The sequence below is a fragment of the Nocardioides antri genome (assembly GCF_008373765.1).
In the GTDB taxonomy this organism is placed as follows: domain Bacteria; phylum Actinomycetota; class Actinomycetes; order Propionibacteriales; family Nocardioidaceae; genus Nocardioides; species Nocardioides antri.
The window spans coordinates 574,037-587,104 of sequence record NZ_VUJW01000003.1 but is presented as its reverse complement, the minus strand read 5'-3'; the positions used below and the strand labels follow the sequence as shown (position 1 = coordinate 587,104).

Below are 13,068 nucleotides of genomic sequence, written 5' to 3'. Positions count from 1 at the left end.
CGGAGCGGTTCTCTACCCCGCCAGTATGTGCGACAGTCCGTTGCGCGGATGGGTGTGCCGGTGCCCACGCCAGGCACTACCCTCAGGGCACTCGGGTGAACGTTCGGGTCTCATGGGGCGGCCCGATCGGTGGACAGGGGTGCATGCGTGGACGCAGTACAACAGTGGCTCGAGGACTGGGTGCACCACGTTGACTGGTTCGCGTTCATCTCGATCCCGTTCTTCACCGGCATCGTCGGCTGGCTGATCAACTGGTCGGGCCTGTGGATGCTCTTCAGCCCCGTCAAGTTCTACGGGTTCAAGGTCCCCGGTCTGCGAGAGCTCGCGACCGTCATCCCGCGCAAGCTCCAGGAGGTGCCGGGGATCCCGTTCGGTCGCGTCGGCTGGCAGGGCATCGTCCCTGCGCGGGCGGCGAAGATGGGCAGCATCGCCGTCGACAAGGTGATCGCGAAGCTCGGCACCCCGGCCGAGTTCTACGCGCAGCTGGAGCCCGAGGAGATCGCGGCGCACATCGTCAGGGTGTTCGAGCCCGACCTCCCCCAGATGGTCGACGAGATCATGCGCCGCGAGCAGCCGAAGCTGTGGCGCGACCTCCCCGCGCCGCTCAAGCAGGGCGTCATCGCGCGGGTCCAGGCCCAGCTCCCCGGCGTCGTCACGACGATCACCGACGAGATCGGCGTGCACATCAACCAGCTGCTCGACCCGAAGATCATGGTCATCGACCACTTCCGCAAGAACCCCGACCTCGTGGTCCGCGTGTTCCGCGACGTCGGTCAGAGAGAGCTCAACATGATGGTGCTCTTCGGGTTCATCTTCGGGTTCCTGCTCGGCATCCCCGTCGCGGTCATCGACCAGACCTGGCACATCTGGTGGCTGCTGCCGATCCTCGGCGTGATCGTCGGATGGGTCACCAACGCGCTCGGCATGTGGCTGATCTTCGAGCCGCCGGAGCCGAAGCGGATCCTCGGCATCAAGATGCAGGGCCTGTTCCTGCGCCGCCAGGACGAGTGCGCCGAGGTCTACGCCGGGATCATCGCCGACGACGTCGTCACGCTGGAGCGGATCGGCGACTTCCTCATGGACGGGCCTCGGGGTGACCGCACCCGCCAGATGATCGCCACCGCGATGCGACCGGCGATCGACAAGGCAGCAGGCCCGCTCCGCGGCGCCGCCAAGGTCATGGTGGGCGCCGACACGTTCGACCGGATCCGCGAGTCCTTCGCCATGGAGGCCGTGGGCCGCACGATCACGCCGTTCCGTGACCCGGCCTTCAGCAAGCGTCAGTCGGAGAAGATCAGGGTCCTGATCGCGCGGCGCACCAAGGAGCTGCCGCCGCGGGACTTCGTGGAGATGATGCGCTCTGCCATCAAGGAGGACGAGTGGATGCTCTACGCCCACGGCGCGATCATGGGCGCGGCCGGCGGGATCATCCACCTGGGTTTCTTCAACTGGGGCTGGATCCCCGGGTTCCCTCCGTGACCACGAGAAGGCTGTACTGAGTGACGATGACTGAGAACCTTGACAGGGACGGGCTTCCCCAGCTGCCCGCGGTGGCGGGCAACGGGGCGGTCGTCGACTCGCTGCCCGGGCTGGCGCGGGTCGCCGCGACGGCCGCCGTCAACACGACCGGCTGGGGCCTGCGGACGACCGCGCGGAACTGGCGCCGGGTGGGCCGCGCCGCGACCAACCGCGACGAGGCGGTCGCCCTCATCCGCGACGTCGGGTCCGTGGTCGGCACGGTCGGGGACATCGCCCGCCAGGTCGCTGACGGCGTGCCGGTCGGCACGGCCCTCCTGAAGGCGGGCGAGCAGCTGAGCGGTGCGGACACCGGCCCGACGTCCCGGCCGCCCTCAAGCGACAACGGCCGGGTGATCGGCGAGGTGACCTCGGTCCGGGCGACCTCGCTCCGGGAGCGCGGCCAGGAGCTGCTCGAGAAGTCCCGTGACGTGTGGGCCACCGACAACGGGCACCCTGCCTTCGACCGGATCCTCGACGACCTGGCGCCCGACGAGGCCCGCATCCTGGTCATGCTGCTCAAGAACGGCCCGCAGCCGAGCGTCGACATCCGCACGGGCGGGCCGGTCGGCATGGTCAGCAGCCAGCTCATCGCGCCCGGCCTCAACATGATCGGCGCCCGCGCCGGCCTCCGCTACCTCGACCAGGTGCCGTCGTACCTCAACAACCTGTACCGGCTCGGCCTGATCTGGTTCTCCCGCGAGGCGCTGCGCGACCACCTCGAGTACCAGGTCCTCGAGGCGCAGCCCGACGTGCTCGCGGCCATGCACTCGGTGAAGTTCCCCAAGGTCGTACGCCGCAGCGTCCATCTCACGCCGTTCGGCGAGGAGTTCGTGAAGCAGGCGCTCGTCGACGAGGTGACCGCGGCCAGTCCCGCGCTTCCCGAGCACGACACGCCCCCGGAGATGGAAACGGAGTAGCGACAGCCTCGCTCCCGGAAAAAACCCAAAGTTGAGCGGAACAGACTCAACTTTGGCGACGTTGGAAGTGGTGACGCGCTGGCCCTGGTGATCCCGGGGCCGGAGCCGTCACCATCAGACATGCCGACGTCGTAGGAGGACCCACCGCAGATGAGCCAGTTCGGGGCCGACAAGTTCACCACCCGCAGTCGTGAGGCGATCGAGGCTGCCCAGCTCGCCGCGACCACTGCGGGCAACAGCAGCATCGAGCCGATCCACCTGCTCGTCGCCCTGCTGCTCCAGGAGGGTGGCACCGCGGCCTCGATGATCGCCAAGGCGGGCGCCGACCCCGTAGCGCTGGCGCGGACCGCGGCGGCGAAGCGGGACGCGCTGCCGTCGGCCACGGGTACGACGGTGCAGCAGCCGGCCGGCTCCGCGGCCCTGACCCGGGTCCTCGCGCAGGCGCTCGACCTCGCCACCTCGATGAAGGACGACTACGTCGCGACCGAGCACCTGCTCATCGCGCTCGCCACCGTGGAGAGCAGCGCCAAGGAGGTGCTCACCGACGCCGGCCTGTCCGAGGCCGGCCTGCGTGACGTGCTCACCGCCGTGCGCGGCAACCGCCGGGTGACGTCGCAGGAGGCGGAGTCGACCTACGAGGCGCTGGAGAAGTACTCCGTCGACCTCACTGCCGCGGCCGAGGAGGGCCGCCTCGACCCGGTGATCGGGCGGGACGCGGAGATCCGCCGCGTGGTGCAGGTGCTGTCGCGTCGTACCAAGAACAACCCGGTGCTCATCGGCGAGCCCGGCGTCGGCAAGACCGCCGTCGTCGAGGGCCTCGCCCAGCGGGTGGTTGCGGGCGACGTGCCCGACTCGCTCAAGGGCCGGCGGGTGCTGAGCCTCGACCTGGCGGCGATGGTGGCGGGTGCGAAGTACCGCGGTGAGTTCGAGGAGCGGCTCAAGGCCGTGCTCGAGGAGATCAAGGACGCCGGCGGCCAGGTGATCACGTTCATCGACGAGCTGCACACGGTGGTCGGGGCCGGCGCCGGCGGCGACTCCTCGATGGACGCCGGCAACATGCTCAAGCCGATGCTGGCGCGCGGCGAGCTGCACATGATCGGAGCGACGACGCTCGACGAGTACCGCGAGCGGGTCGAGAAGGACCCCGCGCTGGAGCGGCGGTTCCAGCAGGTCTTCGTCGGCGAGCCGTCGGTCGAGGACACCATCCAGATCCTGCGCGGCATCCAGGAGAAGTACGAGGCCCACCACGGCGTGCGGATCACCGACGCCGCGCTGGTCGCCGCCGCGACGCTCTCCGACCGCTACATCCCCGGCCGGCAGCTGCCCGACAAGGCGATCGACCTGATCGACGAGGCGGCGTCGCGGCTGCGGATGGAGATCGAGTCCGCCCCGGAGGAGATCGACAAGCTCCGCCGCCTGGTCGACCGGATGCGGATGGAGGAGTTCGCGCTCGCCAAGGAGAGCGACGAGGCCTCCGTGGAGCGGCTCGCGGCCCTGCGCGCCGACCTCGCCGACAAGGAGGAGGCGCTGCGCGGGCTCGAGGCGCGGTGGGAGCGCGAGAAGGCCTCGCTCGAGGGCGAGGGCGAGCTCCGCCGCCAGCTCGACCAGCTCCGGATCGAGGCCGAGAAACTCCAGCGAGAGGGGGACTTCGAAAAGGCCAGCGAGATCCTCTACGGGCGCATCCCCGCTCTCGAGAAGCAGCTCGCCGACGTCGAGACGGCCGTGGAGCTCGACGCCGAGCCGCTCGTCGGCGAGGAGGTCGGCGCTGAGCAGGTCGCCGAGGTCGTCGAGGCCTGGACCGGCATCCCCACCGGGCGGATGCTCCAGGGCGAGACCGCCAAGCTGCTCGAGATGGAGCAGGTGATCGGCGCCCGCCTGATCGGCCAGGTCGACGCGGTGCGCGCGGTGAGCGACGCCGTACGACGTGCGCGCGCCGGCATCTCCGACCCCAACCGCCCGACCGGGTCGTTCCTCTTCCTGGGGCCGACCGGCGTCGGCAAGACCGAGCTGGCCAAGTCGCTCGCGGACTTCCTGTTCGACGACGAGCGGGCGATCGTCCGGATCGACATGAGCGAGTACGCCGAGAAGCACGCGGTCGCGCGCCTGGTCGGTGCGCCTCCGGGCTACGTCGGCTACGAGGAGGGCGGCCAGCTGACCGAGGCGGTGCGGCGCCGGCCGTACTCCGTCGTGCTGCTCGACGAGGTGGAGAAGGCCCACCACGACGTCTTCGACATCCTGCTGCAGGTGCTCGACGACGGCCGGCTGACCGACGGCCAGGGCCGGACCGTCGACTTCCGCAACACGATCCTGATCCTCACGTCGAACATCGGCTCGCACTTCCTGGTCGACCCGATCACCGACCCGGAGAAGAAGCGGGAGTCGGTCCTCGCGCTCGTGCGGCAGAGCTTCAAGCCGGAGTTCCTCAACCGCCTCGACGAGATCGTCACCTTCGACGCGCTTTCGAAGGCCGACCTGGCGCACATCGTCGACCTGCAGCTCGCGATGCTCGAGGAGCGGCTCGCGGTACGCCGGATCACCGTCGACGTCACCGACGCCGCCAAGCAATGGCTGGCCGACACCGGCTACGACCCGGCGTACGGCGCCCGCCCGCTGCGCCGGCTCATCCAGACCGCGATCGGTGACCAGCTCGCGAAGGCGATCCTCGCCGGGGCCGTCACCGACGGCGGCAAGGTTGTGGTCGACCGCGGCGACGAGGGTCTGGAGCTCCGGGTCGGCTGATCCCCGGTGGGGACCCGTCTGGTGGAATGGAGCCATGAGCCAGAACGCGCCCCGGCCGGGTCAGGCCACGTTCGCTGCCTGGCTGATCATCGGCGGCTCGGTGATCCTGGTGCTGACCGCGTGGCAGCGGATCTCCACCCTGCACACCTTGGAGGCGCAGGAGGAGCTCCAGCGCGTGCTGTCCGAGCCTCCGCTCTCCGGCACGGGAGTCGGCCTCGAGGGCCTGAAGACCACGATCCGGGTCCTCTGCATGGTCGCCGCGGCGGCCGCGACGGCGTCGGCGATCCTCGGCGTCCAGGCCCTGCAGAAGTCGACGAGCGCCCGGCTGGCGCTGACGCTGCTCGCCCCGTTGGTGCTGGTCGGCGGCTTCGCCACCCGTGGGTTCTTCGCGCCCCTCGTCGTCGCCGGCGTCGCCATGCTGTGGCTACGACCGACCCGTGACTGGTTCGCCGGCCGGCCGTGGCTCCCGGCCTCCGCCAGCACGCCCTCCCGCCGCCACGACCCGTTCGCCGTGCAGCCGCGTGAGGGGATCGACACCCCCGCCAAGCCGGAGGCGCCGGTCGTCCCACCGGCCCCACCCGCGCAGGAGTCGCGACCGACCACGCAGCCCGGGCCCCACTCCAGCCCCTACGGCGCCCCGCTGCCGGAGACCCCCGAGCCCGAGCCGGCCGTGTCGCCGTACGCGCCTGCGAAGCGCCCCGGCGCCCTCATCTCGGCCTGCGTCATCGTGTGGGTGTCCTCCGCGCTGGTGTCCGGGATGATGCTGCTCCTGTCGCTGGTCATGGCCGTGGCGCGGGACGACTTCTTCGCCGAGCTGGAGCGGCAGCAGGCCGACCTCGACACGCAGGGGATGACCGAGGCCGACCTGGCGACCGGCACGTTCGTGATGACCGCGATCATCCTGGTGTGGTCCGTGGCGGCGAGCGTGCTGGCGGTGCTGGCCATCCGGCGCCAGCAGTGGGCGCGGATCGCGCTCGTGGTGTCGACGGCGGTCGTCGGCCTGCTGCTCCTCGCGGCGACCCTGGTCAACCCGCTGCTGGTGGTGCTGCTGGGAGCGGCGCTGGTGACCGTCTGGCTGTTGCTCCGGTCCGACGTCTCGGCCTGGTTCAAGCGCTGAGGTCGGCGGCCCCGAGCCGTCGTAGCGCCTCGTCGATCACGCCCGCCTCCTTGCAGAACGCCCACCGCACCAGCTGCCGGCCCGCGCCGGGCGCGTCGGGGTCGTCGTAGAACACCTCCAGCGGCACGGCGACCACGCCCGCGCGCTCCGGCAGCGCCCAGCAGAAGTCGCGGCTGCTGGCCCAGCCGAGGTGGGAGATGTCGGTGGCGACGAAGTAGGTGCCCTGGGGGACGTACGGCGTGAGCCCGACCCCCTCGAGCCCGGCGACCAGCCGGTCGCGCCGCTCCTGGAGCGAGCGCGCCAGGTCGGCGGGGTAGTCGGGGCAGTCGTCGAGCGCGGTGGCGACCGCGGGCTGCAAAGGCGCCCCCGAGGTGAAGGTCAGCCACTGCTTGGCGGCGAACAGCGCGCCCACCAGCGGCGCAGGCCCGGTCGCCCAGCCGACCTTCCAGCCGGTGAAGGAGTAGGACTTGCCGGCACTGGACAGGGTCACCGTCCGCTCCCACATCCCCGGCAGCGTCGCGAGCGGCACGTGCTCGTGGTCGTCGAAGACGAGGTGCTCGTAGACCTCGTCGGTGACGACGACCAGGTCGTGCTCGGTCGCGACCTCCGCGACCGCCGCCAGCTCGGCCCGGCTCAGCACGGTCCCGGTCGGGTTGTGCGGACTGTTGAGCAGGATCAGCCTCGTCTGCGGACCGACCGCGGCGCGCAGCGCCTCCGGGTCGAGCCGGAAGTCCGGAGAGCGGAGCGTGACGGGGCGTCGTACGCCGCCGGCGAAGGCGATCATCGCGGTGTAGGAGTCGTAGTAGGGCTCGAGGACCACCACCTCGTCGCCGGGGTCGACAAGCCCGAGCAGGGCGGCCGCGATGCCCTCGGTGCAGCCGGTGGTGACGACCACCTCGGTGTCCGGGTCGACGTCGAGGCCGTAGTGACGCTGCTGGTGACGCGCGATCGCCTGCCGGAGCGCGGGGATGCCCGGCCCGGGCGCGTACTGGTTGGCGCCGCCCTGCAGCGCCGCCACGGCGCTGGCGATCACCTCCGGCGGCCCGTCGCGGTCGGGGAAACCCTGGCCGAGGTTGACCGCCCCGGTGCGGACGGCGAGCGCCGACATCTCGGTGAAGATCGTGGTCGGGATGCCGTCGAGACGGCGGGCTCCGATGCGCACGGGGCCGACTCTAGCGACGCCCCCTCCTCATCCCCAGGGATGAGAGAGGTCATCCGCAGGATCCAATTTCGCCGGATCCGCTGCGTGGCCCTTCCGGAGCGGGTGAGATGAGCGGATACGCCGAGCCCCCGGAGGACGCCATGTCCCGATCCGAAACACGCCCGACCCCGTCTCGGAACGCGCTGCGCCGGCTGCTCGCCCTGCCGCTCACCGCGGTGATGGCTCTCGCCGCCGTCGCGCTTGCTCCCGCGCCGGCGCACGCGGCCGCTCAGTGGAACTCCGGGGCGTCGGAACGCACCTGGATCACCAACTGCCCGTCGTACGTGTTCGGCACGCCCTACAGCGAGTACGGGATCGGCGCGTTCGTCTCCTACTGGGGCGATCGGGCGTCCAACCCGGTCACGCCGGCGGTCGGCGAGACGACGTACCTCAGCGTTTATACGATCCTGCTCGGCTCCCACTGCAGCGACCCGCGCATCTTCCCCAGGTTCGTGCTGCCGTCCGGCGTCGCCTTCGACAAGTCGCAGCCGATCGCGTGCTACTACACACCGCCAGGTCGGAACCAGACGCAGTTCCAGGTCACGCACACCGGGCAGTGCCCACAGTGGAGCAACGTGCAGTCGGACGGCACCTACTACAACTCCTACCCGAACTGGGACACCGGCTGGCCGCTGCCGCAGGCCGAAGACGGATACAACGGCTCCAGCTGGGAGTTCCTGGTGCCGATCCGGGCGACCTCGCAGCAGAACGGCTCCCAGCTGGGTGCCTACATCCAGATCGCCGACGGCAACTCCAACGCGCCGCTCAGTCCGACCATCGACTTCTGGACCGGCCCGCCCGCCGTCACCACGCCGGGCGCGCCCACCAACGTCACCGCGACCGCGACCTCGCCGACGAGCGCGCGGGTCTCGTTCAGCCCTCCCGCGAGCAACGGCGGCGCGGCCATCACGGGCTACACGGCCCAGTGCTCGTCGAGCGACGGCGGCGTGACCCAGACCGTGAGCGGCACCTCGAGCCCGATCGACGTCGGCTCGCTGACGACCGGCAGGTCCTACCGGTGCCAGGTCCGCGCCACCAACAGCGCCGGCGCAGGTGCCTGGTCGTCGCAGTCGGCGAGCTTCACGCCCTCGGCGCCGACGGTGCCGGGGAGGCCGACGAACGTCGTGGGGACCCCGACGTCGTCGACGACGGCCGACGTGTCGTTCACCACGCCGTCCGACGGCGGCAGTCCCATCACGTCGTACGTCGCCCGCTGCGTCTCGGCCAACGGTGGCGTCACCCGCGCCGCGACCGGGACGAGCTCGCCGGTCACGGTGCGGCACATGACCGGCGGCGCGAGCTACTCCTGCGGCGTACGAGCCTCCAATGCGGTCGGCAACGGCGAGTTCTCCACGTACTCCGGCACGTTCGCACTGCCTCCGACGAGGCCCGGTGTCCCCACGAACGTGATCGCGACCGGCGCGACCGCGACGTCCGCGCAGGTGTCGTTCTCGCCGCCGGCGTGGAACGGCGGCAGTGCGATCACGTCGTACGTCGCGCGGTGCTCGTCGCCGAACGGCGGGACCACCCGGACCCGGAGCGCTGCCGGCTCGCCGATCACGGTGCCGAACCTGACGCGGGGCAAGAGCTACCAGTGCCAGGTGCGCGCCCTCAATGCCGTCGGCGCCAGCGCCTACTCGGCGCTGACGAGCACCTTCCCGTTGGCGGCCAGCGTCCCGGACCCACCCCGCAGCGTCACCGTCGCGCCCGTCACGTCGAGCTCGGCGAGGGTGACGTTCCAGGCGCCGGCCTACGACGGCGGCAGCGCGATCACGTCGTACCTCGCGCGGTGCGTCTCGACCGACGGCGGCGTCACCCGCGCGCGGCCGGGCGCCGCCTCGCCGATCACCGTGCTCAGCCTCACGCCGGGCAAGGGCTACCGGTGCCAGGTCCGGGCGAGCAACGCGGTCGGCAACAGCGCGTTCTCGAGCCTCAGCTCCGCCATCCGACTGCCGGGCTGACACCCCGGCAGCCACCCGCCCGGTCAGAGGAGAGCCCCATGCCCTTTCCACGTCGCGCGCGAGGCACGCTCCTCGCTCCCGCACTGCTGCTCGCCGGTGCGCTCCTCGCTTCCTGCGGCGGCGACGACCCGGACGACGATGCTGCGCCGACGGAGACCGTCACGGTGACGGCGCCGCCGGAGGAGACCACCACGGCGAGCGAGTCGGCAACCACTGCCGAGAGCCTGACGACGCCCGCCGGCGAGGCGCCGGACGTCGCGACCGTGGAGGCGATCGCGCAGGCGACCTTCGAGCCGGTGGCCGACTGTCCCGACGGCAGCTTCCAGGAGGTGGACGACCTTCTCACGACGCTGTCGGAGGAGTTCGCCGCGCAGGCGACAGCACTGCACAGCTATGCCTGCGGGGGGCGCATCGACCAGGTCGTGTACGCCGTCATGCCCGACGAGGCGACCGCCGCGCAAGCCCTCGATCCTGCCAGCGGCGTGCTCTCCAACGCACCCGCCTGGGTGGCGGGGAACGTCGTCGTCGCCATGAACTACGGCGTGGAGGGTGACGGCGTCGACATCGGGGCCTTCTTCGCGGAGCTCACCGCCGCCTGCGGGTGCGGCGAGACCCGCTACACAGGCTGACGGCGGTTAACCTTCAGCCCGTGACCACGACCGATCCCGAGCTCGCAGCCGACATCGACGCCACCTGCCGCCTCAGCGGGGAGTTCACGCTCCGCTCGGGCCAGGTGAGCAACGAGTACTTCGACAAGTACCTCTTCGAGGCCGACCCCCTGCTGCTCGCCCGCGTGGTCCGGGAGATGGCGCAGCTGCTCCCGGCGGACACCGAGCTGCTCGGGGGCCTGGAGATGGGCGGCATCCCGATCGCGACCGCGCTCAGCGGCATGCTCGGCACCCCGGCGCTGTTCGTGCGCAAGGAGGCGAAGAAGTACGGCACCTGCAAGCTCGCCGAGGGCCCGCCGTACGACGGCAGGCGGGTCACGCTCATCGAGGACGTGATCACGACCGGCGGCGCTGTGCGCGACGCGACGAACGCGCTGCGCGAGAGTGGCGCGATCGTCGACACCGTGGTCTGCGCGATCGACCGCAGCCCGGAGGGCGTCAACCCGCTGGCGGACGTGGGCCTCGAGGTGCGGGCCGTCCTGACCAAGGCCGAGCTGGACGCCGTACGTTCCCAGGGATGAACAACATCGTTCTCAGGAACGATTGAATCCCTGTCGAGGCGTCGCGCCGGCCTCCCAGGGGATTGGCTGTGCACCGCAGTCCATCCCACCTGGAGAACCCACGATGTCCGAGATACTTGTCCGCCCGTCACCGAAGCGCCGACTGGTCCGACGCCTGAGCCCCGTGCTGCTCGTCGCGGCCGTCGTGGCCGCGGTGGTCGGCTTCACCGCCCCGCCGGCGTCGGCGGCAGCGAAGTGGAACTCCGGGCCCACCCGCTACACCACGATCACCAACTGCCCGTCGATCATCTGGGGCAACCCCTACCAGGAGTTCGGCATCGGGGCCTTCGTCTCCTACTGGGGCGACCAGCAGTCGAACCCGATCACCCCGGTCGTGGGTGAGACGACGTACCTCGACACCTACGCCATGCGGGTCGGCTCGCACTGCAGCACGCCGATCATCTACCCGCGGTTCGTGCTGCCGGCCGGGGTGGAGTTCGACCGGACGCAGGCCATCAAGTGCTACTACACCCCGCCGGGCCAGGCCCAGCGCCAGGTGACCCACACGGGCGAGTGCCCGCAGTGGCAGAACATCTCTGCCAACGGCTACTACTCCAACTCGGTGAGCGGCTGGGGCGGCGGCTGGCCGCTGCCGTCGGTCAACGGCAACAACGGCTCCGCGTGGGAGTTCCTGGTGCCGATCAAGGCCACCTCGCAGCAGTTCGGCGCGCAGCTGACGACCGAGCTCAGTGTCGCCGACGGCAACTCGGGACCGACGCTCAACCTGAACGTCCCCTTCTACACGGGCCCGGCGCCGGTGACGGCGCCCGGAGCGCCGACGAACGTGTCCGCGAACGCGACGTCGCCGACCTCGGCCCAGGTGTCCTTCAACCCGCCCGCCGACAACGGAGGCTCGGCCGTCACGGGCTACACCGCCCGGTGCGAGAGCCCGGACGGCGGTGTCACCCAGACGTCGACCGGCAACGCCAGCCCGATCAGCGTCACCGGACTGAGCCCGAGCAAGACCTACGCCTGTGACGTGCGTGCCACCAACAACGTCGGGTCGGGCAGCTGGTCGACCAGGTCGGGGAACTTCAGCACGCCGGCGGCGACGACCGCGCCCGGCGTCCCGACGAACGTGTCGGCCACGGTCCTGTCGTCGAAGAGCGTCCGGGTCGGGTTCAACCCGCCGGCCAACAACGGCGGCAGCGCGATCACGTCCTACCGTGCCCAGTGCTTCTCGCCCGACGGCGCGCTGACCAGGGTCAAGGACGGTACGTCGTCCCCGATCACGCTCACCACGCTGTCGCCGGCGACGACCTACCGGTGCCGGGTCCGTGCGACCAACGCGGTCGGCAGCGGCAGCTACTCGCCGTACACCGCCGACGTGACGACGCCGGCCGCCGTCCCGTCGCGCCCGACGGGCGTCACCGCGCAGGCGCTGACCTCGACGACGGCACGAGTGTCGTTCCCGGCTCCGGCCGACAACGGCAGCGCGATCACGTCGTACACGAGTCAGTGCGTGTCAACCAACGGTGGCACGACCCGGGCGAAGACCGGGACCGCGTCACCGATCACCGTGGGTCTGCTGAGCCCGGGCAAGACGTACCACTGCCGGGTGCAGGCGACCAACGCGGTCGGCAACAGCGCGTGGTCGGCGTTCAGCTCGACCTTCACGCTGCCGGCGGGCTAGTCGCGGGTCGCGTCCAGCCCGAGGATGTCGCGGTCCGGGTGGCCGTCACCGTCGTTGTCCTCCGCCGACTTGGCGGAGGTGCGGCGGTGGCGCCACCACTCGTAGGCGATCGGGACGGCCGAGAACGCGAGGATCACCAGGATCGCGTAGTCGATGTTGTCGGAGAGGAACGGCCCGACCTTGGGCACCGTGCCGAGGAAGTAGCCCAGCAGCAGGATCGAGGCGACCCAGAGGACGGCCCCGATCGCGCTCCACTTGAAGAAGCGCCCACGGTCCATCCGGGTGACGCCCGCGACGACCGTGACGTAGGTCCGGACGAACGGCACGAAGCGGCCGATGACGAGGGCCTTGTTGCCGTGCTTGTCGAAGAACTCGCGGGTCTGGTCGAAGTACTTCCGCTTCAGGAACCGGCCGTCGCGCTCGTAGAGCGGTGGGCCGATCGCGCGGCCGATCTCGTAGCCGGCGATGTTGCCGAGGAACGCTCCGACGGTGAGCAGCCCGAGCGCGATGGCGAGCTCGAGGATCGGCGGGCCCGGGAAGATGTCGATGCTCTCGCCGGCGATGAAGATGCCGAGCGCGAACAGCAGGGTGTCACCGGGGAGGAACGGGAAGAAGAGACCACACTCGACGAAGATGATGACCAGGCTCAACCAGAAGAGCTCCGCACCGAACTGGTCGAGCAGCCACTCGGGCTCCATCCACTTCATGCCGAGGAGCATCGGCTCGATCGCCGGGAGGGCCCACCCTGTCACGG

10 protein-coding genes are annotated in these 13,068 nt (G+C 70.8%); 8 read left to right on the top strand and 2 right to left on the bottom strand.

From position 1 onward, the window contains the following. Nucleotides 1-147: 147 nt before the first annotated feature. The 4 genes from F0U47_RS09055 (at nucleotide 148) to F0U47_RS09040 (ending at nucleotide 6,291) form a co-directional block, all read left to right on the top strand. Nucleotides 148-1,479, top strand: coding sequence for a DUF445 domain-containing protein (locus tag F0U47_RS09055; protein ID WP_149749955.1), 1,332 nt, complete (start codon nucleotides 148-150; stop codon nucleotides 1,477-1,479). 26 nt (nucleotides 1,480-1,505) lie between these two features. Next, nucleotides 1,506-2,435, top strand: a complete 930-nt coding sequence (locus F0U47_RS21580; RefSeq protein ID WP_149749954.1) for an Abi-alpha family protein — start codon at nucleotides 1,506-1,508, stop codon at nucleotides 2,433-2,435. A 150-nt stretch (nucleotides 2,436-2,585) separates the two neighbouring features. After that, a complete protein-coding gene (gene clpB / locus F0U47_RS09045; protein WP_149749953.1) occupies nucleotides 2,586-5,174 on the top strand; it encodes an ATP-dependent chaperone ClpB in 2,589 nt (862 codons plus the stop codon). Between the two features lie 34 nt (nucleotides 5,175-5,208). Next, nucleotides 5,209-6,291: a hypothetical protein gene (locus F0U47_RS09040; RefSeq protein ID WP_149749952.1), complete on the top strand. Its 1,083-nt coding sequence runs from the start codon at nucleotides 5,209-5,211 to the stop codon at nucleotides 6,289-6,291. On the opposite strand, the gene F0U47_RS09035 is transcribed toward F0U47_RS09040, so the two are convergent. Beyond that, complete coding sequence (locus F0U47_RS09035) at nucleotides 6,281-7,453, bottom strand: pyridoxal phosphate-dependent aminotransferase (protein WP_438362051.1); 1,173 nt, start codon at nucleotides 7,451-7,453, stop codon at nucleotides 6,281-6,283. The two genes, F0U47_RS09040 and F0U47_RS09035, sit on opposite strands and share 11 nt — an antisense overlap. A gap of 107 nt (nucleotides 7,454-7,560) precedes the next feature. On the opposite strand from F0U47_RS09035, the gene F0U47_RS09030 reads away from it, so the two are divergent. From F0U47_RS09030 to F0U47_RS09015, 4 genes are all read left to right on the top strand, one after another. Then, a complete protein-coding gene (locus F0U47_RS09030; protein ID WP_149749951.1) occupies nucleotides 7,561-9,453 on the top strand; it encodes a fibronectin type III domain-containing protein in 1,893 nt (630 codons plus the stop codon). Nucleotides 9,454-9,491: 38 nt separating this feature from the next. Then, nucleotides 9,492-10,082: a hypothetical protein gene (locus F0U47_RS09025; RefSeq protein WP_149749950.1), complete on the top strand. Its 591-nt coding sequence runs from the start codon at nucleotides 9,492-9,494 to the stop codon at nucleotides 10,080-10,082. A 20-nt stretch (nucleotides 10,083-10,102) separates the two neighbouring features. Continuing rightward, a complete protein-coding gene (pyrE, locus tag F0U47_RS09020; RefSeq protein ID WP_223162701.1) occupies nucleotides 10,103-10,642 on the top strand; it encodes an orotate phosphoribosyltransferase in 540 nt (179 codons plus the stop codon). 103 nt (nucleotides 10,643-10,745) lie between these two features. Next, nucleotides 10,746-12,314 (top strand): fibronectin type III domain-containing protein, encoded by a 1,569-nt coding sequence (locus F0U47_RS09015; protein ID WP_149749949.1) that lies wholly within the window; start codon nucleotides 10,746-10,748, stop codon nucleotides 12,312-12,314. On the opposite strand, the gene F0U47_RS09010 is transcribed toward F0U47_RS09015, so the two are convergent. Further along, nucleotides 12,311-13,066, bottom strand: coding sequence for a DedA family protein (locus tag F0U47_RS09010; RefSeq protein ID WP_246159534.1), 756 nt, complete (start codon nucleotides 13,064-13,066; stop codon nucleotides 12,311-12,313). The genes F0U47_RS09015 and F0U47_RS09010 overlap by 4 nt on opposite strands. Nucleotides 13,067-13,068: the final 2 nt, after the last annotated feature.

Bases quoted from the DNA above. Each gene is read 5' to 3' on its own strand.
- F0U47_RS09025 (WP_149749950.1), top strand. From the start codon at position 9,492: ATGCCCTTTCCACGTCGCGCGCGAGGCACGCTCCTCGCTCCCGCACTG.
- F0U47_RS09015 (WP_149749949.1), top strand. From the start codon at position 10,746: ATGTCCGAGATACTTGTCCGCCCGTCACCGAAGCGCCGACTGGTCCGA.
- F0U47_RS09030 (WP_149749951.1), top strand. From the start codon at position 7,561: ATGAGCGGATACGCCGAGCCCCCGGAGGACGCCATGTCCCGATCCGAA.
- F0U47_RS21580 (WP_149749954.1), top strand. From the start codon at position 1,506: ATGACTGAGAACCTTGACAGGGACGGGCTTCCCCAGCTGCCCGCGGTG.
- clpB (WP_149749953.1), top strand. From the start codon at position 2,586: ATGAGCCAGTTCGGGGCCGACAAGTTCACCACCCGCAGTCGTGAGGCG.
- F0U47_RS09040 (WP_149749952.1), top strand. From the start codon at position 5,209: ATGAGCCAGAACGCGCCCCGGCCGGGTCAGGCCACGTTCGCTGCCTGG.